General features: G+C 33.4%; 27 protein-coding genes, 1 pseudogene and 1 riboswitch. Of the genes and pseudogenes, 8 read left to right on the forward strand and 20 right to left on the reverse strand.

Annotated elements, in window-relative coordinates; genetic code table 11:
* Window positions 1-69 precede the first annotated feature (69 nt).
* Together LAU42_RS06060 and LAU42_RS06065 are read right to left on the reverse strand one after the other, a co-directional pair.
* Window positions 70-1,455, reverse strand: coding sequence for a RecQ family ATP-dependent DNA helicase (locus tag LAU42_RS06060; RefSeq protein WP_224182752.1), 1,386 nt, complete (start codon window positions 1,453-1,455; stop codon window positions 70-72).
* The gene (locus tag LAU42_RS06065) at window positions 1,445-2,389 is read right to left on the reverse strand and encodes a helix-turn-helix domain-containing protein (RefSeq protein WP_224182753.1); all 945 of its coding nucleotides are present in this window, start codon (window positions 2,387-2,389) and stop codon (window positions 1,445-1,447) included. The genes LAU42_RS06060 and LAU42_RS06065 overlap by 11 nt, the downstream gene beginning before the upstream one ends.
* Before the next feature lie 132 nt (window positions 2,390-2,521).
* Here LAU42_RS06065 and LAU42_RS06070 point away from each other — a divergent pair, with 132 nt between their 5' ends.
* The gene (locus LAU42_RS06070; RefSeq protein ID WP_224184755.1) at window positions 2,522-2,746 is read left to right on the forward strand and encodes a ferredoxin; all 225 of its coding nucleotides are present in this window, start codon (window positions 2,522-2,524) and stop codon (window positions 2,744-2,746) included.
* A gap of 39 nt (window positions 2,747-2,785) precedes the next feature.
* On the opposite strand, the gene LAU42_RS06075 is transcribed toward LAU42_RS06070, so the two are convergent.
* The 9 genes from LAU42_RS06075 to LAU42_RS06115 all read right to left on the reverse strand — a co-directional run bounded on the left by LAU42_RS06075 (window position 2,786) and on the right by LAU42_RS06115 (window position 11,438).
* Window positions 2,786-3,325: an ECF transporter S component gene (locus LAU42_RS06075; RefSeq protein WP_224182754.1), complete on the reverse strand. Its 540-nt coding sequence runs from the start codon at window positions 3,323-3,325 to the stop codon at window positions 2,786-2,788.
* Between the two features lie 40 nt (window positions 3,326-3,365).
* Window positions 3,366-3,488, reverse strand: a riboswitch (FMN riboswitch).
* A gap of 23 nt (window positions 3,489-3,511) precedes the next feature.
* Complete coding sequence (locus LAU42_RS06080; protein WP_224182755.1) at window positions 3,512-5,179, reverse strand: ATP-binding protein; 1,668 nt, start codon at window positions 5,177-5,179, stop codon at window positions 3,512-3,514.
* A gap of 86 nt (window positions 5,180-5,265) precedes the next feature.
* A complete protein-coding gene (locus tag LAU42_RS06085; protein WP_224184756.1) occupies window positions 5,266-5,976 on the reverse strand; it encodes a response regulator transcription factor in 711 nt (236 codons plus the stop codon).
* Window positions 5,977-5,994: 18 nt separating this feature from the next.
* A complete protein-coding gene (gene ccsB, locus LAU42_RS06090; RefSeq protein ID WP_224182756.1) occupies window positions 5,995-7,203 on the reverse strand; it encodes a c-type cytochrome biogenesis protein CcsB in 1,209 nt (402 codons plus the stop codon).
* A complete protein-coding gene (gene resB / locus LAU42_RS06095) occupies window positions 7,196-8,815 on the reverse strand; it encodes a cytochrome c biogenesis protein ResB (RefSeq protein WP_224182757.1) in 1,620 nt (539 codons plus the stop codon). Before resB ends, ccsB begins: the two co-directional genes overlap by 8 nt.
* Before the next feature lie 14 nt (window positions 8,816-8,829).
* A complete protein-coding gene (gene resA, locus LAU42_RS06100; RefSeq protein WP_224182758.1) occupies window positions 8,830-9,363 on the reverse strand; it encodes a thiol-disulfide oxidoreductase ResA in 534 nt (177 codons plus the stop codon).
* Between the two features lie 86 nt (window positions 9,364-9,449).
* Entirely contained in the window at window positions 9,450-10,187 is a 738-nt protein-coding gene (locus tag LAU42_RS06105; RefSeq protein ID WP_224182759.1) for a pseudouridine synthase, read from the reverse strand.
* 2 nt (window positions 10,188-10,189) lie between these two features.
* Window positions 10,190-10,732: an SMC-Scp complex subunit ScpB gene (gene scpB / locus LAU42_RS06110; protein WP_224182760.1), complete on the reverse strand. Its 543-nt coding sequence runs from the start codon at window positions 10,730-10,732 to the stop codon at window positions 10,190-10,192.
* A complete protein-coding gene (locus LAU42_RS06115) occupies window positions 10,713-11,438 on the reverse strand; it encodes a segregation and condensation protein A (RefSeq protein WP_224182761.1) in 726 nt (241 codons plus the stop codon). The genes scpB and LAU42_RS06115 overlap by 20 nt, the downstream gene beginning before the upstream one ends.
* A 30-nt stretch (window positions 11,439-11,468) precedes the next feature.
* Between LAU42_RS06115 and LAU42_RS06120 the strand changes: the two genes are divergently transcribed.
* Complete coding sequence (locus tag LAU42_RS06120) at window positions 11,469-11,990, forward strand: DUF309 domain-containing protein (protein ID WP_224182762.1); 522 nt, start codon at window positions 11,469-11,471, stop codon at window positions 11,988-11,990.
* Between the two features lie 123 nt (window positions 11,991-12,113).
* Here LAU42_RS06120 and xerD read toward each other — a convergent pair whose 3' ends face one another.
* From xerD to LAU42_RS06135, 3 genes are all read right to left on the reverse strand, one after another.
* On the reverse strand, window positions 12,114-13,001 hold the full coding sequence (gene xerD, locus LAU42_RS06125) for a site-specific tyrosine recombinase XerD (protein WP_224182763.1): 888 nt from the start codon (window positions 12,999-13,001) through the stop codon (window positions 12,114-12,116).
* Window positions 13,002-13,088: 87 nt separating this feature from the next.
* Window positions 13,089-13,568 carry a ferric iron uptake transcriptional regulator gene (gene fur / locus LAU42_RS06130; RefSeq protein WP_224182764.1) on the reverse strand — a complete coding sequence of 160 codons (480 nt, stop codon included), beginning with the start codon at window positions 13,566-13,568 and terminating at the stop codon, window positions 13,089-13,091.
* 112 nt (window positions 13,569-13,680) lie between these two features.
* Entirely contained in the window at window positions 13,681-14,217 is a 537-nt protein-coding gene (locus tag LAU42_RS06135; RefSeq protein ID WP_224182765.1) for an NUDIX hydrolase, read from the reverse strand.
* Window positions 14,218-14,282: 65 nt separating this feature from the next.
* On the opposite strand from LAU42_RS06135, the gene LAU42_RS06140 reads away from it, so the two are divergent.
* Together LAU42_RS06140 and LAU42_RS06145 are read left to right on the forward strand one after the other, a co-directional pair.
* Window positions 14,283-15,200, forward strand: a complete 918-nt coding sequence (locus tag LAU42_RS06140) for an aldo/keto reductase (RefSeq protein WP_224182766.1) — start codon at window positions 14,283-14,285, stop codon at window positions 15,198-15,200.
* Window positions 15,197-16,156, forward strand: coding sequence for an alpha/beta hydrolase (locus LAU42_RS06145; protein ID WP_224182767.1), 960 nt, complete (start codon window positions 15,197-15,199; stop codon window positions 16,154-16,156). Before LAU42_RS06140 ends, LAU42_RS06145 begins: the two co-directional genes overlap by 4 nt.
* A 16-nt stretch (window positions 16,157-16,172) precedes the next feature.
* Here LAU42_RS06145 and LAU42_RS06150 read toward each other — a convergent pair whose 3' ends face one another.
* Window positions 16,173-16,913, reverse strand: a complete 741-nt coding sequence (locus tag LAU42_RS06150) for an SDR family NAD(P)-dependent oxidoreductase (protein WP_224182768.1) — start codon at window positions 16,911-16,913, stop codon at window positions 16,173-16,175.
* Window positions 16,914-16,990: 77 nt separating this feature from the next.
* Between LAU42_RS06150 and proC the strand changes: the two are divergent.
* Window positions 16,991-17,794: pseudogene (gene proC, locus LAU42_RS06155) on the forward strand (pyrroline-5-carboxylate reductase).
* A gap of 28 nt (window positions 17,795-17,822) precedes the next feature.
* On the opposite strand, the gene rnz reads toward proC, so the two are convergent.
* The gene (gene rnz / locus LAU42_RS06160; RefSeq protein WP_224182769.1) at window positions 17,823-18,743 is read right to left on the reverse strand and encodes a ribonuclease Z; all 921 of its coding nucleotides are present in this window, start codon (window positions 18,741-18,743) and stop codon (window positions 17,823-17,825) included.
* Window positions 18,744-18,805: 62 nt separating this feature from the next.
* On the opposite strand from rnz, the gene zwf reads away from it, so the two are divergent.
* Genes zwf through LAU42_RS06175 form a run of 3 tightly spaced genes read left to right on the forward strand, consistent with a single transcriptional unit; the run spans window position 18,806 to window position 21,870 of the window.
* Window positions 18,806-20,329, forward strand: coding sequence for a glucose-6-phosphate dehydrogenase (gene zwf / locus LAU42_RS06165; protein WP_420908199.1), 1,524 nt, complete (start codon window positions 18,806-18,808; stop codon window positions 20,327-20,329).
* A 56-nt stretch (window positions 20,330-20,385) separates the two neighbouring features.
* Window positions 20,386-21,003 carry an SAM-dependent methyltransferase gene (locus LAU42_RS06170; protein ID WP_224182770.1) on the forward strand — a complete coding sequence of 206 codons (618 nt, stop codon included), beginning with the start codon at window positions 20,386-20,388 and terminating at the stop codon, window positions 21,001-21,003.
* Complete coding sequence (locus LAU42_RS06175; RefSeq protein ID WP_224182771.1) at window positions 21,004-21,870, forward strand: helix-turn-helix domain-containing protein; 867 nt, start codon at window positions 21,004-21,006, stop codon at window positions 21,868-21,870.
* Between the two features lie 39 nt (window positions 21,871-21,909).
* On the opposite strand, the gene gndA is transcribed toward LAU42_RS06175, so the two are convergent.
* The 4 genes from gndA to LAU42_RS06195 form a co-directional block, all read right to left on the reverse strand.
* Window positions 21,910-23,313, reverse strand: a complete 1,404-nt coding sequence (gene gndA / locus LAU42_RS06180; RefSeq protein WP_224182772.1) for an NADP-dependent phosphogluconate dehydrogenase — start codon at window positions 23,311-23,313, stop codon at window positions 21,910-21,912.
* Window positions 23,314-23,369: 56 nt separating this feature from the next.
* Complete coding sequence (locus tag LAU42_RS06185) at window positions 23,370-24,476, reverse strand: M20/M25/M40 family metallo-hydrolase (RefSeq protein ID WP_224182773.1); 1,107 nt, start codon at window positions 24,474-24,476, stop codon at window positions 23,370-23,372.
* A gap of 258 nt (window positions 24,477-24,734) precedes the next feature.
* On the reverse strand, window positions 24,735-25,703 hold the full coding sequence (locus LAU42_RS06190) for an aromatic acid exporter family protein (protein WP_224182774.1): 969 nt from the start codon (window positions 25,701-25,703) through the stop codon (window positions 24,735-24,737).
* 3 nt (window positions 25,704-25,706) lie between these two features.
* The gene (locus tag LAU42_RS06195; RefSeq protein ID WP_224182775.1) at window positions 25,707-26,144 is read right to left on the reverse strand and encodes a BrxA/BrxB family bacilliredoxin; all 438 of its coding nucleotides are present in this window, start codon (window positions 26,142-26,144) and stop codon (window positions 25,707-25,709) included.
* Window positions 26,145-26,256 lie beyond the last annotated feature (112 nt).

Below are 26,256 nucleotides of genomic sequence, written 5' to 3' on the forward strand. Positions count from 1 at the left end.
CACCCACATTCATATTTATAGTCTAATCATATTATAGACAAACATGATTACTTTAGTAAAGTATTACAGTTAATTAAATAACCTGTTTAAAATTGCTGCTACAGTTTCTAATTCATTATAATAAATTGCACTTTTAAAGCGCTGAATTTCGTTTGACTGACAATAGTCACAATCTTCGTTCAGTCGATTTCCTGACTTGGTGTTATCTAAAGAATTTATACTTAAATTTTCTAATTCATTGTGCAAACAATTGTTACAATTTACATAGCGTAACATACTGTTTAAATTGTGTTGCTGCTCTTCAAACTGCTTTTTTAATCTCATTGGCAGTTCTTCATCATTAAACCGCTTTCTGAAAATATTGATTCTTTCAATCAGAGTCTCATCTTGTAAATTATTATGATAATAATTATATAGAACTGACTCATCTATCCTATCAAGTTCAATCATCCGTCTAGCCTGCACAATATCATGGTCATTATATAATAATATTGACTGACAAACTTCCCCGTCACGTCCAGCACGCCCGATCTCCTGTATGAACTGATATATTGATGAAGGCATATGATAATGAATCACTGTACGTATATTCTTCTTATTAATTCCCATACCGAATGCACTCGTAGCACAAATAATCTGCACATCATCAGCCATATATCTGGACTGTACATCAGCACGATCTTTATATTCCATATCCGCATGATATCGGTCGACAGTATATTCCTTACTTAGAATTGAATAAATTTCATCACAAATCCTTTTGGACGAAAAATATATTATCGTCGGTCCGGTGTCATTAAGTGTTTTTCTTAAAAACGTAATCTTATCCTGCTCTTCTATTTCAAATTTATATAAAAATATATCTTTATCCATATGAAGAAAGTTTAATACATTTAAATCTCTTTCAGTCACTTCTATTATATCGTTAATTATTTTTTGTGAAGCTGTTGCAGTTAGTCCGATTACAACTGCATTGCATTTATTTATAATGCGGTTTACAAGCAAATAATACGGCCTGAACTGATACCCCCATTGAGAAATACAGTGCGCTTCATCTAGTATAATATGTGTAATGCGTACTTTAGATAAAATAACATCACATAATTCGCTTTGCAGCCATTCTGGTGAACAGTAAATAAACTGGTAACGTTCTATATCCCCCATAATTAAATGAATTGCTTCACTTGAAAGACCACTATGTATTGCAACAGCTCTTATACGGTTCATATTCAACTGCATAACTTGATCTTCCATTAATGCAATAAGTGGTGTAATGACGAGTGCCCTACCACCACAATAAATTACTGGTAGCTGAAATGTAATTGATTTACCACTACCTGTAGGCATAAGGGCTAGTACGTCTTCTTTTTCGAGTATATTATTGATAACGGTAATTTGAGCAGGCTTCAATGAATGAATGCCAAACACTTTCTGAGCAAATGATTCAATACTCATATATACTCCTTTCACTTATACTCGCTTTAGTAATACCAAGTTTCAATTTAAAATAGTCATCAACTTGTGAATTAACATAAAATGTTTTCAGTTTCCCATATTGAGCAGTTTTATACTGTTCGCAAATCACGTCCATTTCAAATGCATCAATATAACGCATTATATCTACTTCGTAATCTTTTATGATCATTTCTATTATATGATCCTGAATCGTATGTGTCCTTAGCTTTAACTGTTTTGATGTCGCTTCTATATCATTATTATGAATTAAACGATAAGTCTTCAGCGTATTTTTGTGCAGCGGAACTCTGTAATACAATTGATTAAATACTTTAAATGGCGCATTTCTGAGTAAATGAATGATAAAGTTTTTTTCAATAAATAATTTGAATTTTAGTTCATGCGTTTCTATATTTAAACTACGTGCTAACTGAGCATCATTTAATGCCCTTGTATTATTACCGCTTAACTGATAAATAAAAATATTATGTCCAAATTTTTGATGAACTGCATCTACAAGCATCTTTAAATCGTCCCTCACGTAATGCAGCTGATCCGGGTTTATCTCGTGTACAATACGTTTAACTTGTCGCTGTATCATTATATCAGAGGAAACAGGCATAAATTTATTATTGTGATAACTCAACTCAGATGATGTTTGAACGAGTAATCTTAACGCTTGAAACGATACTTCGGATGCTAAATAAAAATAAGGGTAAAGTTTTAATGAACAGTTATCATCAAGTGCTTTAATTTTTTCTTCAAATTTATGTAAAGGATAGCTCGGTGAAAGTTCATAAACAGGTAGTAACTGTTGCATTGCAGCGTCAAAATATGTTTGCTGAGTTCTCGCGCCAACCACAATATTCCACAAACTTTTAAGTGATTTGTCTGTTCTGTAATTTGATTTTATGTATGCTGTAATAGAATTCATTGGAAGCTCCTAAATCTTTTTGTTGAAAAAGCATTAAACAATCACTAAAATAGTTATGTATGATATAAATATATTTTATCACGAATTTGCAAGGAGGCGAAGAAATTGGCAGGTAAATATACTATCGTTGATATGGATACATGTATCGCATGTGGTGCTTGTGGCGCTGCTGCTCCAGATATATATGATTATGATGATGAAGGCATTGCATATGTAATTTTAGATGATAACCAAGGTACTCAAGTAATTCCAGAAGAATTGGAAGAAGATATGATCGATGCATTTGAAGGATGTCCTACAGACTCTATTAAAGTAGCAGACGAATCATTTGATGGCGATGCACTTAAATTTGAATAGTATAAAAAAAGAACGCTGCAAATAAGCAGCGTTCTTTTTTTATATTAGTCGCGGTAACATTTTTATTAAAATTGCCGCGATTATTGAAACGATTAATCCTTTAATAATATTAAACGGAATAATACCTGATGTAATAATAGCTTTTAAGTTTGCTGCGATATCAGAAAAATTCATAATCATTCCGTATAGAGGCAACAATACAAAATAATTCATTAAGCTCATTACAATTGTCATAACAATCACTGCACAAATAAAACCAATTAATAATTTATGTTTGCGGCCTTTTGTAATGATAAATAAAGTTAATACAAATGAACTACCTGCTAAAAAGTTAGCAAGTGGACCGATTGGGTCCGCCATATTAATTAAAAAGTTTAAAACGTTTTTAATGATTTCTACACCTATAGCACCAACAGGACCTACTGTAAACAATGCAATAATCGCAGGTATATCACTTAGGTCAACCGTTAAGTACGGTGGTAAAAATGGTAGCGGAAACTTTAAAAACATAAGTAAAAAAGCAACCGCACTGAGTAGACTCACAATTATGAGCCTTCTTGTCTTATTAAATTGTGTCATTTCCTTCTCCTTCTATTCATCTTACAAAGAGGAGGATAACCTCCATCTTCTCCCATCCAGACTGTACTGTCGGTACTGGAATTCCACCAGATCAGCCAGCGCATAGCACCAGGTCGCGGACTATAACCGCCGGTTCGGAATTTCACCGACCCCGAAGATGAATGATAAATTTTCATAAATTATATATTACGCAATTGTATTACTGCCGTCAACTTTAGGGATTTTAATAATAAACGTCGTTCCGACACCTAATGCACTTTCTACACTTATCGTACCATTGTGCGCTTCAATAATAGACTTAACGATAAACAGACCGAGCCCAGTTCCATGTTTACCACGCGTTCTTGCCTGGTCTACTTTATAAAACCTTTCAAAAATATTGTCTATATGTTCTGGTGCAATACCAACTCCTGAGTCTGAAATTGTTATTAAAATATGCTTGTCTGACTCTTTTGTTTCAACGGAAATATTGTCACCACTTACCGTATATCTAACTGCATTATCTATTATATTCGTCAGCACTTGAATCATTTTGTCGTAATCCATTAAAGCAAGTGATGTATGATGAAATGCAACGTTTAATTTGATGTCATTTTCCTTCATCGTCTGCTTAAAGTTTATTAAAGTTCTATTGACTAAATCGACAACATCGACCGGCTCAATCGTCATAATTTGTTCTCCTGCATCAATACGTGCAACATTCAGTAATTCATTTACAAGACGATTAAGTCGTTTTGATTCGTCTAAAATAATATTTAAAAATTCTTCAACATCTCTTTTTTCTGTTACAATGCCGTCCAGTATCGCTTCAGTATAACCTTGTAACATCTGAATAGGTGTTCTAAGTTCATGAGAGACATTAGCAATAAACATTTGTTTCATCTGATCAAGTTTTCTTTCTTCAGTCATATCACGGATGATAACAACTGCACCGTTACCTTGTTTTATATCGCGATTGATAACCGGAGAAACGATGAGTACATAATGTTTATCCTGCGCCACCATATCATGATAAATCGTATCACCATATTGCATCACTTCGTTTACAATTTGGCTTAATTCATCTATCTGATGCGAGTCAATATCATCCAGAAACTTTACAGCTTTCGGATTCTGGAGCTGCTTCTCAAGATGCATATTAAAACTTAAAACACCATCTTCCATCGCATTAATGAGTCGGTCCCTTAAATTACGTTCTGAATAAATTCGATTCATGTTCATGGAAATATCTTCTTCCATTTTATTGAACGCCAATGCAAGTTCTCCGATTTCATCTCTTGACTGAACTTTAATTTTTTCATTCCTTTCCCCTCGTGCTAATTTAAATGCGGCATGCTTTAAATGTATTAACGGTTTCGTTATTCGCGTAGACAGGAAAAAAGCAAAAATCGTAGTTAATATCAAAAGTACTAATGCGACAAGAAAAATAATAATGGCGATGTAATTAAATGCATCTGAAATTGTATTTGTATCTTGATAAATAAATATCGCACTGCTGTTATTATTAAAAGCCTGTGATGGATATCCTAATAAAATATATTCATGTTTACTACCTTGATATTTTACTTTTATCGACTGGACGACTGTTTCGTCTTTTTTGAAAACTTTTTCAAATTTTTTATTTGTATTTATTTCATTAAGCATAAGTGCTTTGAGTGGATCATCATACTTAATATTTTTATCAGAATCATTTGTAATTAATATTAGTCCTGCTGGATTTTCAATTAATTCTTTCACGTAATTCATCGCATCATTTTTATCATGACGACTCATTAAAACAAGTTCAACCTTCTCAGCTTGCTGCTTTAAATTATGTCCAGACTCACTCATTAAATATGCATTAAAAAAGCTCATAAGTGCTATTGATAATATAATTAAAACTGTGGTAACTATAAATAATATAGTTAACCACAGTTTAATTACAACGCTATTCATATATTTCATGCGTCCTTAACCTCAAACTTATAGCCGACACCCCATACTGTATGAATCATCTCTGCTGCATTAGGTGATACTTTATTTAGTTTCTCACGTAATCGTTTTACATGTGTATCTACAGTACGTAAGTCACCGTAAAACTCATAATGCCATACATCTTTCAACAATTGTTCACGATCAAAAACTTTATCGGGACTTTTTGCGAGGAAGAGCAATAATTCATACTCTTTCGGTGTTAAATTCACCTCTTTATTATCAGCTAATACACGGTGTGCATCGTTATCAATAACGAGTGAATCAAACACGATTAAATCTTTTGCATGCGTATCCTGCTGTAAAAACATTGTTGATTGTGAACGTCTTAAAATTGCTTTAACACGTAAAACAACTTCTCTCGGTGAAAATGGTTTTACGATATAATCATCAGCACCGATTTCAAATCCCTCGACACGATTGTTCTCTTCACCTTTAGCCGTTAACATAATAACAGGCGTAGACTTTTCTTCACGTAGGCGTTTACAAACTTCAATGCCATCAATCCCTGGCAGCATAATATCCAACAGTATACAATGAAAATTCTCTTCAAGCGCTAATTTTAACGCTGTTTCACCATCTTCTGCTTCGACTGTTTCAAATCCTTCGCGTTCAAGATACATCTTCGCGAGTTTACGGATTCTATCTTCATCATCAACGATTAATATCTTTTCTTTCATCATTAATTCACCCTTTCATTATGCATAAGAATGAAGCCCTGCAATAATCAAATTCACTGCAATTACATTAAATAAAATTATTGCCATACCTATAACTGCTAACCAGGCAGACTTTTTACCTTCCCATCCTTTACCTAATCGTAAATGTAAGAATATTGCATAGAATAAGAACGTAATAAGCGCCCATACTTCTTTCGGATCCCAACCCCAAAATCTGCTCCACGCAATTTGTGCCCATATACTTGCAAACAATAAACCACCAAGCGCAAAGAGCGGGAAACCTATAATTACTGAGCGATAACAAATCTCATCCATTAACCTTAATGATACTTTATTCGTTAACGGTTTTACAATTGAGAAGATTGTTCTACGTAATATGAGTCGTATTAATCCATACATTATTGAACCAATTATAATTGACCATAGTACCGTATTTAACTTTTGTGCATTAATTACTGGTGGTAATTCAATTCCCGTATCAAAACGTTTTACTTCTTTGTAATCATTCTTCGTACCTTCAATTTTTACAACAGGTTTACTGTCTTTAAACGTGACAAGTCCTGGTAAATGATATTCTGCAACCGCATCAACGCCGTTTTTATCCTGATAGAAATAATCTTCTTTATAATCTACAATACCTTTCATGACAATCGTCGTTAATATAAACGCTAATACAAGTACGATAAAATACATTACGACTTCTAACCAGAAAGCGTCCTTTGACTTTTCCTTCGCATCAACAAATCTAAGTAAATAGATTAATCCTGCAACTGAACTCACTGATAAAATCCCATAACTAATCGTTACAGTAATAACGTGAATCGCAAGCCAGTTACTCTGTAATGCCGGAATTAATGGAGATACATCTCTAGAGAACATGCTCGCATAAACGATTACAAGCATTGCGATTGGTAACGAGAATAATGCGAGTACCGGCGTGTGATAAATCAAGTTGATAACTAAAAAACCACCAACCATCATAATGCCGAACATCGTTAAAAATTCATACATGTTACTTACAGGTGCATGACCTGCTGCAATCCAGCGTGTAAAAAAGTATACAAGTTGCATAACAAAACCAATTATTGTTAATGTAATCCCTATTTTTTCATAACGTTTCGACTTCGCTTTTATACTTGCAGAAAACGGTAATATAGCAATTAAATATAAAATAAATGCTGCATACAATGATGTACTACTTATATTTAATAAAGTTTCACTATTCATCTTTATCCTCCATCTCATACTTATCATTTACTTTTTGTAAATGATGTTTTTCTAACATACTATCTATTTCTTTTTTGAATCCATAATAATTTCTATTTGTATGAGCTGCTAAAGTACCATCATTTGTGTTAATCCAGATTCGTCTATGGTTAATATATGATCCGATAGCTAAACCAAATAAGAAAATCGAAAACCCAATGAATAATACGGGCAATGTAAGATCTTTCTTAACAGTTAAATACGTCACCGTTTTATTCGTAGCACTTACGAACTTAATATCGTATTTGTTGTTTTTTGAAATTTCCTGAGACGATCTAATTTTAAGTAAACTGTATTCTGACTTATTTCCGTCATTCACTTCAAATACAAATGCCGGATTATTCGGTAATGGAGATTTTGTTGTTAATGTTCCATTTTCCGATATATTATCGAAATCTGGTGCATAGTTTCTTAAATGCACACTCATTTGTTTTGAAACTTTATAATCATTATCTGGATTATCTAGTTTTACTTCAAATGTATCTCCAATTTGTTTTCCTGATTTATCCTGTACTTTAAAAATCATTGTTTTAAGTTGTGATTGATCAAAACTGTTTTGATATAACGCAAACTGATCAAACTTCACCGGATGATTAACACGCACACTATCATCTTTTAATTTAGTAAGTTCTGGCGCACTTCCGATTACTGAAGTATCTGCATTATTTTTATATATCGTAACTTTTGACTCATAATTTTTTGCAATTTTATTCATCGCGGCGTCAGTTGATTTACTATTAATATTTGACATAGAATCTTTGTCATATTGTTCGAAAATAAATTTGTTATTTTTAATGTAAAACTCGTTATGCGTACCAGGAATTACTTTCGTATCACCTTCAGCAATACCTACAAACTCATCAATATAAAACGCAGGAACGAATCGAAGCATTGCCCCAAGCAATAAAATTATCAGCCCAGTATGGTTAATATATGGACCATATCTACTGAAACGCCCTTTCTCAGCAAGAATATGTCCATCCTCCATGCGTACTTTATATTTGTTTTCCTTTAAAGTATCAGCAATTTCCGTATTCAATTGCTGATCATGTAATGTCAGACGTTGACGTCTGAAAAATGATGCATGTTTTTTGACTGTCTGGTTTTTAAGTGACTTATGTAATGGAACACCTCTGTCGATACTTGCAGCAATAATTGAAAATGCGACAAATACTAGTAGGATTAGAAACCACCACGATGTATATAAGTTATCAAACCCTAATTGGTAATAAATTTTGCCGAGTACCCCATACTTTTCCTCATAAAAAGTTGACGGATCTTCTCCAACAGGAATGAAATACTGTTGCGGAAACATCGTTCCAAGTGCAGATGCCACTACTGTTAATACAAGTAATGTTACTCCCGTTTTAACTGATGCAAAGAAGTTCCAAATTTTATCAGTAACAGATTTATTCTTCGTTTTACTTCTTACTGCCTGTCCATCATAACGCATTACATCAGTAATTTTTTTCTTATCATAATCGTCATTTATCAGCCTACCACAGTTTTGACAAAGCTGAGTACCTGGTGGATTTACATGTCCACATGTACAAGTAATAGATTGATCTTTCATTTAAACTGCCCCTTTTATGGTTGAACTAATTCCATATATTTTTTTATTTCTGCCTGAGACATCTGCCCTTTATGATGCGCCTTTATAACACCATTTGCGTCGATTACATATGTATTCGGTAAATCATTAGCATTATATGCTTTCATCACGTCATTCGATCCATCTAAAGCCACCTTAAGATTAACTTCTTCAGGTAACTCGCTAAAAAATTGTTTCACTTGTTGTGGCGAATCCTTTACATGAACTGTGAGCACTTCAACGCCTTTAGATTCATATAATTTATGCATACGATTTAAGTCTGGCATCTCTTCTTTACAAGGTTTACACCATGTTCCCCAGAAATTTAGAATGACACCTTTCCCTTTATAATCTTTAAGTGCTACTTTATCACCATCTAGCGTCTTCAATTCAAATAATGGTGCTTTGTCACCTATTTTCACAACTTTTTCGCCATCTTTAAATACACTTACATATAATATAAAGCCAATCGCAACTAGAATAAGCAACATTATAATGTACTGTATCCACCTTTTTTGTGCTTTCGCCATAGTAATCCCCTCTCAATAAACATTATAAATTTAATTATAACATGCAAAAACACATAGTCTGTGGCAACTATGTGAATTTTGAATCTTTATGATTTATTTAAAGCAAGGTTACGTAAAGTTTTAACTTCATGCGGTGAAAGTTCACGTGCATCACCGGCATTCAGCCCTTTTAACGTTAATGGTCCATATTCAATGCGAGAAAGCTTGACGACTTCGTGGCCGAAATGCGCAAACATACGACGCACTTGACGGTTTCGTCCTTCATAAATCGTAATTTCTACAAGTGTCGTATTTTTCTCTCTATCCTGAGACTTCACTTTTACTTTAGCAGGTGCTGTCATACCATCTTCAAGCTTAATGCCACGTTCCAGTTCCTTAACTTGCTCACGTAATAGAAAACCTTTTAATTTCGCAACGTATTTCTTCTGCATTTTATATTTCGGGTGTGTCATCTGATTTGCAAAGTCCCCGTCATTCGTAAGTAATAATAACCCTGAAGTATCATAATCAAGTCTGCCCACCGGGAAAATTCTTAAATGTAATCCGGGGAAGAAATCTGTAACAACTTTTCTTCCTTTATCATCTGATACACTCGTAATCACTCCAGTAGGTTTATGGAAGAGAATGTATACTTTTTCCGGATTCTCTAAAGGAATCCCTTCTACTTCAATAATGTCACTTGGTTTAACTTTAGTCCCTAATTCTGTAACCGTTTTGCCATTAACAGTAACTTTACCTTCTGTAATTAACACTTCCGCTTTACGTCTTGAAGTAACCCCACTTTTAGCAATAACTTTTTGTAGCCTTTCCAATTGTTCACTCATTTTTATTCCTCCGACTCTAAATTTTTGAAGAATTGTTCTATTTCTTCAGTTTCTGTCGTACCATGTTCATCATTCGGTAAATCATCAAGTGACTTTAAGCCGAATGTTCTTAAAAATTCCTGTGTAGTAATGAGTTGCTGAGCTCTCATATCTTTTTGCTGAACAGATTCTATCAACCCTTTTTCTAACAAAGTTTTTATTGGACCATCTGAATTGACACCGCGCGCAATTTCAACATCATGTCTTGTAATAGGTTGATTATAAGCAATTATTGCTAAAGATTCCATTGATGCCTGCGTTAGTTTTTTATGCTTCGAATTTGTAACAAGGTGCTGCAAATAAGGATTAAGCTTTTCGTTTGTCATTAAAAAATATTTGTCACCTAATTTACGAATATCTAATATGTCATGTTCAAATGTTTTAACAAGATCATCAATCTGGATTGGCGTTAGCTGAATAATTTCACTTAACGTTTCTGAATCAATTCCTTCATCCCCTGTTGCATAAAGCATCCCTGTAATAATATCAAGTTTGTTCAATGTCAAATTGAGTTCCCCTTTCTATCAAAATTTCCCCAAACATCTTTTCCTGATATAGCGTTATTACTTCAGATTTCATAAGTTCAAGTATCGCCATAAATATTGTAATGAGCTGCGTTTTTGTTTCAGAATACGTTACAAAATCATCGAATGTGATCGTCTCTTTGTACATTAGCTGTTGCTTTATTGTATGCGTAGCTTCTTCAATTGAATAATGATCTCTAGTAACATTAATTTCAGGCCTAATTAACTTATGTCTACTTTTCGCTTTATTATAAGCAGTAATCAAATCCATGATATCTAATTGTAATGGTACATCACTCACTTCAAAATTAGAGAGATCATTAGCACGTTTAACAAAAAACTTATCTTCTTCTTGTTTTCGTTCATTTAAAATATCTGCATATAATCGATAGTTCTGGTATTCAATTAACTGCTTCATCAGTTCTTCTCTTGGGTCTTCGTCATCTTCGTATTGTACAGGGCTTTCTGGTAATAGCATCCTACTCTTGATGCGAAGTAACTCGCTCGCCATCACTAAATACTCACCATGCACATTAATATCTAAATCAGGGATTTCTTTGATATAATTAATATATTGTTCTGTTAGTATCTTCATTGAAATATCATAAATATCGATTTCATATTTCTTAATGAGATGCAGCAATAAATCTAATGGCCCTTCAAACGAGGCCAACTTAACTTCATACATATATTCCACCTAAATTCCGGAGTGATAATTTTGAAAAACACATTGTTATTATTTGTACATTACTTTGAAAATAAAAGAGATTATTTTGAGTGCCATGAAATAATGGAAGATTCATGGAAATGCAAAGCACATTATACTAAACAGGATTTTGAAGTTGTGCTTATCCTTTTTGCTACAGGACTGTATCATTTACGTCGTAATAATATTACTGGTGCAATCCGCACCTTAAGAAAAGCACAATTTACGTTACGTCAAATTGACTTAAGTCCTTATCATCAGTTTATCGATATACACCACCTGGATAGTACGCTTTCATCATTAATTGAAAGTGAACAATATCGTCAAATAACATTTCCACTTAAAAGTGAAATGAGAGCGTTATTCAATGAGCAATATGGTACACATTCTGATGAAATTAACGATGAAATTATTCATAAGCATGTACGGCGCGATAGAACTCAAATTATTAATGCGCGCCTTAAAGCTTTAAACGATAAAAAACCAGTACATAAGTCCCCAGACAAGTGCCATCATTGTAATAAACGTCAATAGCATCATATTATTTCTTGGTTTTTCATCTTGTCTCAGCTTTTGTTCAGGTTCGTCACTGACCGTTTTTTTCTGAGTAGATTTTTGACTTCTTTTAATGGACCTTACTTTGCTCATAATATCCTCCTATGCTCGTGGATGAGTATTTTTATAAACTTCTCTAATTTGTTTCGTATCAATATGCGTATACAGCTGTGTAGATGAAATATCAGCATGTCCAAGCATTTCCTGCACAGCTCTCAAGTCTGCACCATTTTCAAGCAAGTGCGTTGCAAATGAATGCCTTAATGTATGAGGCGTAAGCTTCTTTGTAATTCCTGCTTCAAGCTGTACTTGTTTCATAATTTTCCAGAAGCCCTGTCGTGTCATACGTCGTCCGTGAAAATTCAAAAATAGGCTATCCGTAATTTCTTTTTTTATCATTTTATATCTCGTATGCGCAATATAGTCATCCATCATTTTTATCATACGCTCGCCGATTGGAACAATGCGTTCTTTGTTACCTTTTCCCGTAACTTTTACAAAACCCATAATCGTATTGACATCATCTACATTCAGATTAATTAATTCTGAAACACGCATACCAGTTGCATACAGTAACTCTAACATTGCCTGATCACGTTTACCGGTTACTTTAGAAGTGTCAGGTGCATTTAAAAATGCATCAACTTCATCAATCGTTAAAACATCCGGCAGTCGTCTTTCAAACTTAGGGGGTTCAAGTACAATAGTTGGGTCTTTTACTGCATACTTTTCTCTAAGTGCAAATTGATGAAATCCGCGTACCGAGGCAGTTATTCTTGCTAATGTTTTTGAAGACTTTCCGTCGTCCTTTAATTTACCAAGAAATCTTGAAATCGTAAATTTATCGATATTATCAATCGATCCAATTTTTTCTGATTCAATAAAAGATTGATATTGATTCAAATCTCTTCTGTATGCCGCAATGGTATTTTTGCTTAATCCTTTTTCAATCATTATAAAGTGCAAAAACTCATCAATGATTTCCTGCATGCCGTCACCCCTTTTATATTCGTATGTATATTTTAGTTTACCATAATATATTATGCGTTAACATAAAAAAAGAGACGAAACGCCTCTTTATTCATTGATTCTATTATTCAATTGATCTGCTTCGACACCCTTAGCTCTGCAAACACTGCAAATACCATGAAATGTTAAGCGATGGTCCATAATCAGGAAATGATATTCACGTTCAACTTTCTTTTCTACATCCTCTAATAAATCTTCCTCAATTTCTTCAACTGAACCACAGTTCATACAGACTAAATGGTGGTGAAAATGTTTCGCACCTTCTTTGCGCAGATCAAATCGCGCAACACCATCACCAAAGTTTATTTTATCTACTACTTTTAATTCTGCGAGCAACTCCAGCGTACGATAAACTGTTGCTAAACCGATTTCAGGAGATTTTTCTTTAACTTTTAAAAATACATCTTCTGCACTGAGATGATCCGCTTCATTTTCTAGTAAGACCGTAACAGTCGCTTCCCTTTGAGGGGTTAATTTATAAGAAGCCTCATGTAATTGCTCCTTTATTCTATTAATTCTCTCCTGCATAATTTCACTCCTAAAGGTTACGATTAATATATATAAAATATCAGTAATTGAGAATTAATGCAACTTATAATGAAACCAAATTAGAATTATTATCATTTAATAATTAAATTTATTATTTATTTTGCTCTAATTGAAAATGCATTAATGCAATTATCGTTTTTGCATCTTCAATTTTACCTTCTTTCATCCATTTAATTGCCTCATCCAATGTTAGCCAGTGATGTTTCACAAATTCATCATCATCCGGTTTCAGTTCATCTGATTCAACTAAAGTATCTGTATAATATAAAGAAATATATTCATCACAAAATCCTGGTGAGACGTAAAACTCATGCACGAGTGAAAGTTGTTCCGAAGTATAACTTGTTTCTTCTTCAAGTTCTCTTTTTGCAGTTTTCATTCTCTCTTCACCAGATTCCACTTTTCCTGCTGGAATCTCAATTAAAGTATGTTCCAGTGCTTTACGAAATTGTTCTACGAATAATATTTTCCCATCTTTAACTGCAAGAATTGCGACAGCGCCAGGATGTTTTACTACTTCTCTTATGCTCTCCTTTTGATTTGGAAGTGTTACACGATGTTTCTCAACTTTTATGACTTTGCCATCCATTATCAGTTCTTTTTGTAGAGTATGCTCTGTTAAATCCATATCAATTCACTCCCTCACTTCAATCATGTTAAACTATATCTATTATAACGAATGGAGGAATAGACTTGAAGATAAATTATACAAAAAGTGGCATCCCTTTATCAGCATTCGGATTAGGCGCAATGAACTTGCCTACGGACCAGGAACAAACAAACGAAATTCTTAAAGCAGCGATAGACAATCAAATTACATATATAGATACAGCAGATTTGTATCAAAAAGGTAAAAACGAAGCAATTATCGGTAAGTTTTTAAAAGAAAACAAATTAAGGCAAGACGTTATCATCGGTTCTAAAGTTGGAAATGCATTTAATATGAATAACGATGAGGTCACATGGGATCCATCTGCAAAACATATTAAAGAAGGTATTATAAACAGTTTGAAACGATTAAACACAGATTATATCGATTTATATATGCTACACGGTGGGACTATTGAAGACAATAAGGAAGAAGTGATACATACTTTTGAATCACTTAAAAAAGAAGGTATTATTCGCGCTTACGGGATAAGCTCAATTAGGCCGAATGTAATTGATTACTACTTAAAACACAGTAATATTGATACGATTATGATGCAGTTCAACTTAATTGATAATCGACCTGAAAGTTTGATTGACAGCATAGAAAGTAAAGACGTAAAAATATTGGCACGTGGTCCACTTATGAAAGGATTACTTACAGACAAATATGAGAGCATTCTCGATCGTAAGTTCCGAGAAGGTACACTTGACCTCAGTTATGAATCGATAAAGCATGCGCTTGAAACAGCAAATAAATCAGGCAATTTATCTGAGTTATCTTACGAATACTTAATGCAGTTCCCTGTCGCTTCGATAGTAAATGGTGCATCTTCTAAAGCACAGTTAATATCAAACATCAGACATTTTGAAAATGTAATGAAAAGTGAAACTAACAATCGCACGATCAATGACATCAGAAAGATGTTCAGCAATCTTGAATATAAGGATCATCTCGTATGAAATCAAAAACGATAATCAATACTTTACTCGGTCTTTCTGTTGCAAGCGGCATTACTTCCAGTATTACAGGAATCATTGCATCTAATTATTTGCTAAACTTCAAATTACGTGATGTAGAGGTAATTAGAAGACGTGAAATAAAAGCGAAGCGACTTGATGAAGCGGCTTTTCAAGCACTTAATCCTAAAGATGTTACAATTCAATCCCGAAATGGATACAACTTGAGTGGAACGGTTGTAAAACCTCATAACCATAATCACTGGATGATTTTCTGTCATGGTGTTACAGAAAACAAAATTACAAGTATTAAATATTTAAACTTATTTATATCGCTCGGCTTTAATGGTATTATATTCGATCATAGAAGACATGGACAAAGTGAAGGTCATTATTCAACGTATGGGTATTATGAAAAAATTGATTTAGAAAGTGTTATCACCTACTTAAAAGAGCATTATGGATATGATATTAAATTTGGTGTTCACGGTGAATCTATGGGTGCTGCAACGACATTACTCTATGCCGGAGAGCTTGCAAACGAAGCTGAATTTTATATTTCTGACTGTGCATTCAGTAATTTCAGTTTGTTGTTAACACAAATTATCGAACAAAAGTCATATATCGGAAGTGGCTTTTTGCTCTATTCACTAAATCAAATGCTGAGATTCAGAACTCACTTCACTTTAAACCAAGTATCGCCAATTAAAGTGATTCATAATATTGAGCAACCGATCTTATTCATTCATTCTAAACCTGATACATTCATACCATATACGCATTCTGTAGCACTTTATAACAAAAAGCAAGGTCCAAAAATGCGCTGGTATCCAGAACATGGGGGACACGCTGCCAGCTACAATGTGAATCCATTAACTTACAAAGAAAAAGTAAAGCAATTTCTGACGCAATATGACTTATTACCACCTGCAGAAACAGACATGCAATTAAAACTATAAAATTTAAAGCCACTTTTTATAACTTTGTCATAAAAAGTGGCTTTAATATGCGTTCAATTGTACGTGGTGCAATATTGTATATTTTTAAACCCGCATACATCCACAGCGGACGGTTAATTTCATGTTTCGGATGTTTGATAACTTTAACAATATCTGAAACGATTGAATCCGTTTTAATCATAATTAATTGATTTAAACGTGAAATTTTACCTGTAGCTTTATATATAAATGCGGTATCAATTGGCCCAGTGTTGATCATCGTAACATTAAGACTCGGATTTTCAAGTCTTAGTGCATTCATCAACTGATTTAATGCAGCCTTACTCGCTGAATAAATTGCACCACCTGGTGTCGCACTATATGCAGATAATGAACCGAGTACGATAATATGTGGTAGTTTATGTTGTTTCAGCAAAGATTTTGTTATCACATATATACTTTGATAATTTACATAATTCATAGCATCCATCTCTTCAATTGATAACTGCTTTATATTTGCATATTGTGCATATCCTGCACTGAAAATAACGACATCAAAGTCTATATCTTTAATTTTTTCCACAAATTTTATTGTCGAGTCAGCATTGCTAAAATCACATTTTATTACTGTGCACTGCGGATACGCTTTAGCGAGTTTATCCAGGCTGGAAATATTTCTGCCACATAAAATTAAGTGATGTCCTTCTTCAAGAAGTTTCACTGCTGTATTATATCCTACACCACCCGTTGCACCCGTAATTAATATCGTTTTATTCATAATATTCTCCATCATAATTGTAATTTACTTATAGTTTACACTATAATAAATGCTATAAACAATCACGGGGGGATAATATGAAAATCGTATTTTTTGGATCTGGTAATATGGCAAGTGCTGTATTTATCGGTCTTGTAGAAAGTAAAACAATTAACGGTGAAGATATTTATATTACGAATCGTTCTAATCGTGAAGAGTTACAAAAATATCATGAACAGTATCAAATAAAGTATAGCTATGATGACGAAGCATTATTGAAGGATGCGGATTTTGTATTTTTAGCTGTAAAACCATATGACTTTGATACCGTTGCTGAACGCATCAAGCCATACCAATTTAAAGAAAACCATTTCGTATCCATGATGGCTGGCGTACCCATTAATCAAATTAAAAATAAATTGAATACATCAAACCCAGTTGCACGTATTATGCCTAATACGAACGCGCATGTACAGCAATCCGTAACTGGTATTTCATTCTCAGAAAACTTTGAGCAATCTTCAAAAGAAAATTTAATGCAGTTGCTGGAAGCTTTCGGTACTGCAATTGAAGTTCAGGAAGAGTCTTTACATGATGTTACCGCTATTACAGGTAGTGGTCCTGCATTTTTATATTAGGTTTACGAAGAATATATTAAAGCCGCAAAACATTTAGGGCTTACCCCTGCTGACACTGATATCGCGGTTCGTAATTTAATTATCGGTACAGGAAGAATGCTTGAAAATTCTGAGTTATCGATTGATCAATTAAGAGAAAACATAACTTCTAAAGGTGGTACTACGAAAGCTGGATTAGATGCGCTTAGAAAACATCCAATTGAAGAAATGTTTATTGATTGTCTGGAACATGCGTTAAAACGCAGCAAAGAACTGAGCGAATAAAAAAACGAGACAACAGTGTCTCGTTTTTTTATTTTAATTCATAATTATAAAAGTCATCAGCAATATGAACAGTACAATTAAGCTGATGCTCAATTTCTGTAAGTAAACATTGAATATCTTCACGTGTATATCGATTACTCACATGATTAATAATTAAATGTTTAACATTGCATTGATTAACGAGTTGTTTTACATCTTCAAAATGACTATGAAAATACTTATGGCTTAAATCAATATCACCATCGAGGTAAGTACATTCATGAACAATGACGTCTGCATCGTGCGCAAGTAACATTTCATTTTCACATGGCATAGTATCTCCATAGAATACTAATACTTTCCCTTTTTTACTTTCTGTTTTGAACTGAGCTGTGTCATATGTAATTTTATCAATTGTAACAACAGCATTATTTTTAAATTGCTTATAAATCGGCCCCGGCATTATGCCTTGTTCAATCAATTTTTCTTTTATTAAGTTACCTTGAATATCTGGCATTTGTACACGATAACCAAATGATGGCACTCCGTGTTTTAGCAATGCAACTTTAATATTAATATCATGTATTTGGAAGCATTGTTTGTCACTAACTTCTATAATTTCAAGCGGATAGTTCAGATGAGATGTTGAAATTTCAAGTGTTGTTTCAACAAACGCTCGAATGCCTACTGGACCGTATATCGTTAAAGGCTTACGCTCTCCACCTTGAAAACTGCGCGATGTAAGAATTCCGGGCAATCCAAATATATGATCTCCATGAAGATGCGTAATAAAGATACGTGTTAGCTTACCGAGTTTAATATTCGTATGTAAAATTTGATGTTGTGCAGCTTCACCACAATCAAACATCCAGTATTCATTGTAATGTGGATTCAAAGATAAAACTGTCGTTTGTGTCTTACGCTCTTTCGTAGGTAAACCGGCGCTCGTTCCTAAACAAATAATTTTCATTACAAAAACCACCTTTTCATCACGTAATTATAGCATGTTTTCATTGTATTTTTATGTTTTCTATGAAAAAATATAAAAGAATATTAATAGAATCGAGGTTATCTATTTTGGATATTGAAAAGCAAAATATTCCCTGTCTCATCACGATTTTTGGAGCTACAGGTGATTTAAGTCATAGAAAGTTATTCCCATCATTGTTTCACCTATTCCAGCAAGGAAACCTAAATGAACAGATAGCGATTATTGGTATCGGCCGTAGAGACTGGACAAATGATAAATTTCGCAGTGAAATTAAGGCTTCAATTGAAAAATTTGTTGAAGATACACATAAAATAGACGTTTTTATGTCACATGTATTTTATCAGTCACATGATGTAAATGATTTAGCGAGTTATGAATCATTAAAGGTTTTATCGGATGAGCTGGATAGTACGTTTAATTTACTTGGTAACCGTCTCTTTTATTTAGCGATGGCACCTGAATTTTTTGGCACAGTATCAGATCATCTAAAATCAAGTGGCCTGACGAAAACAACTGGTTTCAAACGTTTAATTATAGAAAAACCATTTGGAACTGATTTAAAATCAGCAGAAATATTAAACAAGCAAATACGTAAATCATTTAAAGAGGAAGAAATTTACCGTATTGATCATTATCTCGGAAAAGATATGGTTCAGAATATTGAAGTTATCCGTTTTAGTAATGCGATGTTCGAACCTTTATGGAACAACAAATATATTTCAAATATTCAAGTTACATCATCAGAGGTACTCGGTGTAGAAGATCGTGGTGGATATTATGATAAAAGTGGTGCATTAAAGGATATGGTTCAGAACCATATGTTACAAATAGTATCACTTCTTGCAATGGAGCCTCCTATTTCATTATCATCAGAAGATATTAGAAATGAAAAAGTTAAAGCGTTACGTTCTATACGTAAAATCCAACCGGAACATGTGCGCAGTTATTTTGTGCGTGGACAATATGATGCAGGTGAAATTAACGGTGAAAAAGTTAAAAAATACCGTGATGAAGATAATGTTGCACCTGATAGCAATACGCCAACGTTTGTTGCTGCAAAAGTTATGCTCGACAATTTCAGATGGGCAGGCGTTCCTTTTTATATTCGAACAGGTAAACGCATGAAAGAAAAGGAAATAAGAGTTGTTGTTGAATTTAAAGAAATGCCAATGAATTTATATTACCAGAAGGATAAAGAACTGGATTCGAACTTGCTTATCATAAATATTCAGCCAAATGAAGGAATAGAACTTCACCTTAATGCTCGTAAATATATTGAAGGCATTGATACAGAACCTGTTAAGTTATCTTATGCAATGACAACACAGGACAAAATGAATACTGTAGACGCATATGAAGGTCTTATCTATGACTGTTTAAGAGGTGACGCTACAAACTTTACGCATTGGGAAGAATTGAAAGCGACCTGGTCTTATGTTGATACTGTTGCAGAATACTGGGACAAAAATCCTGCACCATTCCCGAATTATCCTGCAGGTAGCAATGGACCGATTAAAAGTGAATTATTATTAAGTCGTGATAACTTCCATTGGTGGGACTTTTAATTTTTAGTACCGAGTCATTAATTTTTAATGACTCGGCTTTTATTTTAATTACAGTTATGGTATCTTTATCAATAAAAAGGAAGTTACATATGAATGATGCACAATATGACGCACAATTAAATATAAATACTGAAATATACTATGAATCATATTCAAGAAGTAATATTCATCGGTATGAACCAACGTATTATCGTCATCTTGAGCAATTATTTCAAGCGATAGCGCATAAAATTCAAACTGATGATGTTTTGATTGATATCGGTTCTGGCATGCACCGCGTCCCAATATATGCAGCGGATTATTTCGGCATTAAAACTAAAGGTGTGGAAATAAACAAACAGCTTTATATGAGTGCGTTAAAAAATATAAAACAATACAATACAATAAAGCAATGTCAAATTGAAGCATATAATTGTGATATATTAAAATATAATATAAAGCAAGAAGATACTATTTTCTTTTTCTTTAATCCGTTTTCAATTAATGTTTTCAGAACATTCATCAACATGTTATTAAAAAAGAACAAAAAAAGATGCATTATTATTTTATACTATCCAGATGATGCTTTTATCTCCTATTTACGTGATTTAAATGTATTTCAATGTACAATGGTGATTGAACTAGAACATTATTATAAAGACGAAAGAGAACAAATATTAATTTTTGAAATTTAAATGATATATAGGAAGAGTGATGTTATGCAATCTATAGAAGTAGTTCAAAAATCTATCGTTTATTTGGAAGACCATCTACTCACACCATTCACTTTTGATGATATGAGTGATTATTTAGAAGAAAGTGCATTCCACATTAATCAATCTTTCACAATGATTACAGGCATGAACATTGATGAATATGTATATTGTAGAAAAATGACAGAAGCTGCGAAGTATTTATTAAATGGTAATTACAGACTTGTTGATGTTGCAGAGAAATATGGATTTAATAATGCTCATGAATTCAGTACTGCTTTCAGTGAATTTCATTCAATATCTCCATTACAGGCAAGATCGAATCCAGAACGTCTTAAAATGCAGGAACGAATTTACCTCCAGCTATCAGTTACACAAACACCGCCAATGCATTACGAAATTAAACCTATCGATAATATAGAAATTGTTGGTAAAAGCATAAGACTGGACAACGAAGCTTTACTCAATCACTTCTTTATTCCTGATTTGATTTATAATGAAAATAGAGATGGATTAATAGATACACTTTTAAAAATAAGCAGTGATAATAAATTATATGTTACTCTTCAACCTGTGTTTAATGGTGTACAACTATTTCTTGGCGTAAAGTCGCCAAGAACGTATGAATATGAATCAAGTTTCATACATAGTATGAATTATGCAATATTTCATTCAAGAGGAAACTTAGACTATATATTTAATGAAATCTGGCATTCTATAGAGAGACAAGTTGATCTACAAATCAATTATTTAAGGAATGAACAATACATATATGTATTCCCTGGGGATTATGCATTCGATAATGATTTAAATAAAGTTGAACTGCTAATACCTGTGTCTAAAGCATAAAAACGCTCAGAAACAAAATTGTTTCTGAGCGTTTTTATATTACTTCCAATCTGTATGGTATGTGCCTGCTTTATCTTTACGTTCATAAGTATGGGCACCAAAGTAGTCACGTTGCGCCTGTATTAAGTTAGCCGGTAAATCTTTAGCTGTATAAGAATCAAAATAATTAATAGCTGATGCAAATGTAGGTACTGGAGTTCCAGTCATAATAGCGGTTGACGCTACTTTTCTTAAACTATGCTGGTACTTTTCGACAATTGCTTTAAAGTAAGGATCAAGCAATAAATTTTGTAAGTCGTTATTATTGTCATATGCGTCTTTAATTTTCTGTAAAAATTGCGCACGAATAATACAACCCTCACGCCAGATCATTGCAAGGTCACCTAATTGTAAATCCCAGTTATAGCTGTTTGATGCTTCTTTCATTTGCGCAAAGCCTTGTGCATAACAACAAATTTTACTCATATAAAGTGCTTCTCTTATTGCTTCTAAAAATTCAGCCTTGTCACCTTCATATGAAGATTTTTCGTTTTGAATTGCTTCATGTGCGATAACGCGTTCTTCTTTTTGACTTGAAATTGTTCTTGCAAATACAGACTCTGTAATAATCGTTAATGGCACGCCTAAATCTAATGCATTTATTGAAGTCCATTTACCTGTACCTTTTTGACCTGCTTTGTCTAAAACCTTCTCAACAAGCGGTGTACCATCTTCGTCAAGCTTATTGAATATATCAGCTGTAATTTCAATTAAGTAACTGTCTAATTCGCCCTCATTCCATGATTTGAAAGTATCTGCAATTTCTTTATGATTCATATTTAATACATTTTTCATTAAATCATAACTTTCAGCGATAAGCTGCATATCAGCATATTCAATACCGTTATGAACCATTTTTACGTAATGACCAGCACCGTCCGGTCCGATATAAGCAACACATGGCTTACCATCATTTGCTTTTGCTGCAATTGATTCCAGAATTGGTTTAACAAGTTCATATGCTTCCTTTTGTCCACCTGGCATTATAGAAGGTCCGTGTAAAGCACCTTCCTCACCACCTGATACACCTGTTCCGATAAAATTAATGCCTTTATCTGATAAATAAGCGTTACGTCTTACAGTATCATTGTAATTTGTGTTACCACCGTCAATTAAAATATCACCTTTATCTAATAAAGGGAGTAAACTTTCAATTGTTTTATCTGTTGCTTCTCCAGCTTTAACCATCATCATAATTTTTCTTGGCTTTTCAAGACTGTCTACAAAATCTTCAAGCGTATAAGCAGGATGAATATTTTTACCGATTGATTCTTCCATCATTTGATCCGTCTTTTCACGTGAACGGTTATAAACTGATACAGAATTTCCACGAGACTCAATATTCCACGCTAAATTTTTACCCATTACTGCAAGTCCAATAACTCCAATTTGTTGTTTACTCATACTATACCTCTTTCAATAATTATTCGTTATTATTATAACATATTGTCTCGCAAACATTATACTATCTTAATAATTTCAATAACTTGCTCTGTAAGCTTTTCCATTTCAATGATTGGCATGCATTCATTTACAGTGTGAATTTTTTCATAACCTACTGCAAGTACTACAGTCGGCACACCATGGCCGTTAATGAAGTTTGCATCGCTACCCCCACCTGTTGGGATTACTTCCGGTGTTCTACCAATATTTAATGCCGATTGTTTCGCGATTTGAACAACTTCACTATTTTCATCAACTTTAAATGAAGGATAGTTGACCGTCACATTAATATCAGCACTACCACCGAGTTCAGCCGCAGCTGTTAAAATTGCTTCTTTCATATGATTTACTTGTGCGTTCATTTTTTCTTCACTTAAACTTCTTGCTTCAGCTAGAATATAACATTTATCAGCAACAATATTCGTTTTATCTCCACCTTCAATACGTCCGATATTCGCTGTCGTCTCATCATCAATACGACCGAGTTTCATATTGTTTATTGCACGAGAAGCAATGTTAATTGCACTTACACCTTTTTCAGGTTCGATACCTGCATGTGCAGTAGTTCCTTTAATCGTTACTTCAATCGTTGCATTTGTAGGCGCCTGATTTACGGTAACGCCGACTTTTCCACCTGCATCAAGTGCATAACCTAAACCATTGACTAACATTTTGCCATCAAGAGCACTAGAACCTACAAGTGAAGATTCTTCCCCTACTGTAATTACAATCTGGATAGGACCGTGCTCGATATTCTGTTCCTTAATCGTTTGAATCGCTTCTATAATTGTTGCAATCCCTGCCTTATCATCTGCACCTAAAATTGTAGTTCCATCTGTATGAATGATATCATCCGTAATAATAGGCTCAATCCCTTTACCTGGTGTAACAGTATCCATATGACATGATAATAATAAAGGTTTACGTGTTGCGTCACCATCTAGTGTAATGAATAAATTACCTGCACCGAAACCTGTTTCTTTTTGAGTGTCATCTTCAACAACTGTTAAACCAAGATTACGAAATAAATCAATAAGATGATCGGCTATTTGTCGCTCATGTCCTGTTTCACTATCAATCTTTACAAGCTCAATAAACGTATTTACTAATCGCGTTCTGTTCATAATATCTCTCCTTTAATTTTCCTTAATATAAATGTACCAAAGGATGCACAAACATAAAAGTATAACCATTCTATTATTATCTTTGTTATAATATAAATAATCATCATATGAAAGGTTGTCGCAAATGAATAAAAATTTTATGCGAATATTTATTATTATATTACTTGTATTAATTGTCACAGCATTAATTTTAAGCAGTGTTTTAGCTTATTTAACAGATTATTAAAAAGCAGACAACCAAATGGTTGCCTGCTTTTTTTAATAAAGTTTCAATGAACCGAAATTTGATTTAATTTCTAAATAATGTTCAATTTCATTTAATAACTGCATCAGTGCTGCACGTGATTTCATCTGAGCATTTGATTGGGGTAAAGGATATTGCTCTACTTCTAACATAATTGCATATAAATCATGTAATCGCATTGCAGTAAAGTTATTACTCGAAATATTATTCGATAAATCCAGTAGTAAATTACTACAATTGACATGCAGCTTATCACAATGGCCCATCTGATTAATTAAATCTACCATACGATAAAGTAATTCGAGCTGGTCTTCTCGCATATCAAAATAATGATAATACGAGTTTTCATTTCGTGTAAAATGATTTTCAACCTCTGTATATGCGACAGACTTCGCCTCTTCAATTGTAATATGTAATTGTTTTAATTTATTTTTACTTAATATAATATCAGGATACATTAATGCATCACTTAATTTAGCAACAATGAGCTGAAGATCTGTTTCAATAATATTTTTATATCGTTGTAAATCCTTTGATAAACTCGGCATATATAAATTAAGCATTAATGCAATAGTAAGACCAACGATAATGAGTGTTAGTTCATTTATAATGACATGCCAGTTGATGTAACCGAAATTAAAACAATGCAGTATAATAACACAACTCGTAACGACACCTTCTTCAATCCGAAACATGACCGTAACTGGAATAAAAACTAAAACAAGTAATCCTAGCACAACCGCATGAAACCCTAAATTCGTAAAGAAAATATAAGAAAATAATAATCCAATCGTACACGAAAAGAATCTTGCACTTGCAGCCTGAAGAGATTTAACGCGTGTATTTTTTACACATAAAACAACAAGGATAGCTGCTGAGGCATAATTATCAAGCCCTAACAGCTTACAAATAATTACACCTAGCGCCATCCCGAATGCTGTTTTTACTGTTCTAAAACCTATTCTATAAGGTCTTATTTTCATGAATTAACGCTCTTCACAATGTTCTTCGAATAGCGCCTGGATACTAGTAATAACGCTCATCGGATCATGACCTTCAATTTCATGTCTTTCAATCATTGAAATGATTTTTCCATCTTTTAATAATGCGAAAGATGGGCTTGAAGGTGGATAACCTTCAAAGTATTCACGTGCAGTCGCTGTTGCCTCTTTATCCTGACCTGCAAAAACAGTTACAAGCTGATTCGGTACTTTATCATAATGAATCGCATGTGCTGCTGCTGGACGCGCGATTCCGCCTGCACATCCACAAACTGAATTGATCATTACAAATGTTGTACCTGGCTTATTGAACGCTTCTGTTACAGCTTCTGGAGTCGTTAACTGTTTATATCCGGCACTTTCAATTTCTTGTCTCGCAGTATTGATAAAGTCTTCCATATACATATTAAAATTCATGTCCATGTTTTACACCTCTTAATTTATATTGATATATTTATAATACATAAATTATTTACTTAAATCTACTTGTGCGTTCAAAAAAACAGAAGAAGCTATAATAAGGCAATAGCTTCTT

This window comes from Macrococcus armenti (assembly GCF_020097135.1).
Classification (GTDB): Bacteria; Bacillota; Bacilli; order Staphylococcales; family Staphylococcaceae; genus Macrococcoides; species Macrococcoides armenti.

Excerpts from the sequence above, each read along its gene's own strand:
- zwf (WP_420908199.1), top strand. The coding sequence starts at position 18,806 with ATGAAAAAATATAAAAGAATATTAATAGAATCGAGGTTATCTATTTTG.
- LAU42_RS06175 (WP_224182771.1), top strand. The coding sequence starts at position 21,004 with ATGATATATAGGAAGAGTGATGTTATGCAATCTATAGAAGTAGTTCAA.
- LAU42_RS06065 (WP_224182753.1), bottom strand. The coding sequence starts at position 2,389 with ATGAATTCTATTACAGCATACATAAAATCAAATTACAGAACAGACAAA.
- LAU42_RS06085 (WP_224184756.1), bottom strand. The coding sequence starts at position 5,976 with ATGAAAGAAAAGATATTAATCGTTGATGATGAAGATAGAATCCGTAAA.
- rnz (WP_224182769.1), bottom strand. The coding sequence starts at position 18,743 with ATGAAAATTATTTGTTTAGGAACGAGCGCCGGTTTACCTACGAAAGAG.
- xerD (WP_224182763.1), bottom strand. The coding sequence starts at position 13,001 with ATGCAGGAAATCATTGATGAGTTTTTGCACTTTATAATGATTGAAAAA.
- LAU42_RS06195 (WP_224182775.1), bottom strand. The coding sequence starts at position 26,144 with ATGGACATGAATTTTAATATGTATATGGAAGACTTTATCAATACTGCG.
- LAU42_RS06105 (WP_224182759.1), bottom strand. The coding sequence starts at position 10,187 with ATGAGTGAACAATTGGAAAGGCTACAAAAAGTTATTGCTAAAAGTGGG.
- fur (WP_224182764.1), bottom strand. The coding sequence starts at position 13,568 with ATGCAGGAGAGAATTAATAGAATAAAGGAGCAATTACATGAGGCTTCT.
- resB (WP_224182757.1), bottom strand. The coding sequence starts at position 8,815 with ATGAAAGATCAATCTATTACTTGTACATGTGGACATGTAAATCCACCA.
- LAU42_RS06150 (WP_224182768.1), bottom strand. The coding sequence starts at position 16,913 with ATGAATAAAACGATATTAATTACGGGTGCAACGGGTGGTGTAGGATAT.
- LAU42_RS06075 (WP_224182754.1), bottom strand. The coding sequence starts at position 3,325 with ATGACACAATTTAATAAGACAAGAAGGCTCATAATTGTGAGTCTACTC.
- LAU42_RS06115 (WP_224182761.1), bottom strand. The coding sequence starts at position 11,438 with ATGTATGAAGTTAAGTTGGCCTCGTTTGAAGGGCCATTAGATTTATTG.
- LAU42_RS06070 (WP_224184755.1), top strand. The coding sequence starts at position 2,522 with ATGGATACATGTATCGCATGTGGTGCTTGTGGCGCTGCTGCTCCAGAT.
- gndA (WP_224182772.1), bottom strand. The coding sequence starts at position 23,313 with ATGAGTAAACAACAAATTGGAGTTATTGGACTTGCAGTAATGGGTAAA.
- LAU42_RS06145 (WP_224182767.1), top strand. The coding sequence starts at position 15,197 with ATGAAATCAAAAACGATAATCAATACTTTACTCGGTCTTTCTGTTGCA.
- LAU42_RS06135 (WP_224182765.1), bottom strand. The coding sequence starts at position 14,217 with ATGGATTTAACAGAGCATACTCTACAAAAAGAACTGATAATGGATGGC.
- LAU42_RS06080 (WP_224182755.1), bottom strand. The coding sequence starts at position 5,179 with ATGAGCTTTTTTAATGCATATTTAATGAGTGAGTCTGGACATAATTTA.
- LAU42_RS06170 (WP_224182770.1), top strand. The coding sequence starts at position 20,386 with ATGGTATCTTTATCAATAAAAAGGAAGTTACATATGAATGATGCACAA.
- LAU42_RS06185 (WP_224182773.1), bottom strand. The coding sequence starts at position 24,476 with ATGAACAGAACGCGATTAGTAAATACGTTTATTGAGCTTGTAAAGATT.
- ccsB (WP_224182756.1), bottom strand. The coding sequence starts at position 7,203 with ATGAATAGTGAAACTTTATTAAATATAAGTAGTACATCATTGTATGCA.
- resA (WP_224182758.1), bottom strand. The coding sequence starts at position 9,363 with ATGGCGAAAGCACAAAAAAGGTGGATACAGTACATTATAATGTTGCTT.
- LAU42_RS06190 (WP_224182774.1), bottom strand. The coding sequence starts at position 25,703 with ATGAAAATAAGACCTTATAGAATAGGTTTTAGAACAGTAAAAACAGCA.
- LAU42_RS06060 (WP_224182752.1), bottom strand. The coding sequence starts at position 1,455 with ATGAGTATTGAATCATTTGCTCAGAAAGTGTTTGGCATTCATTCATTG.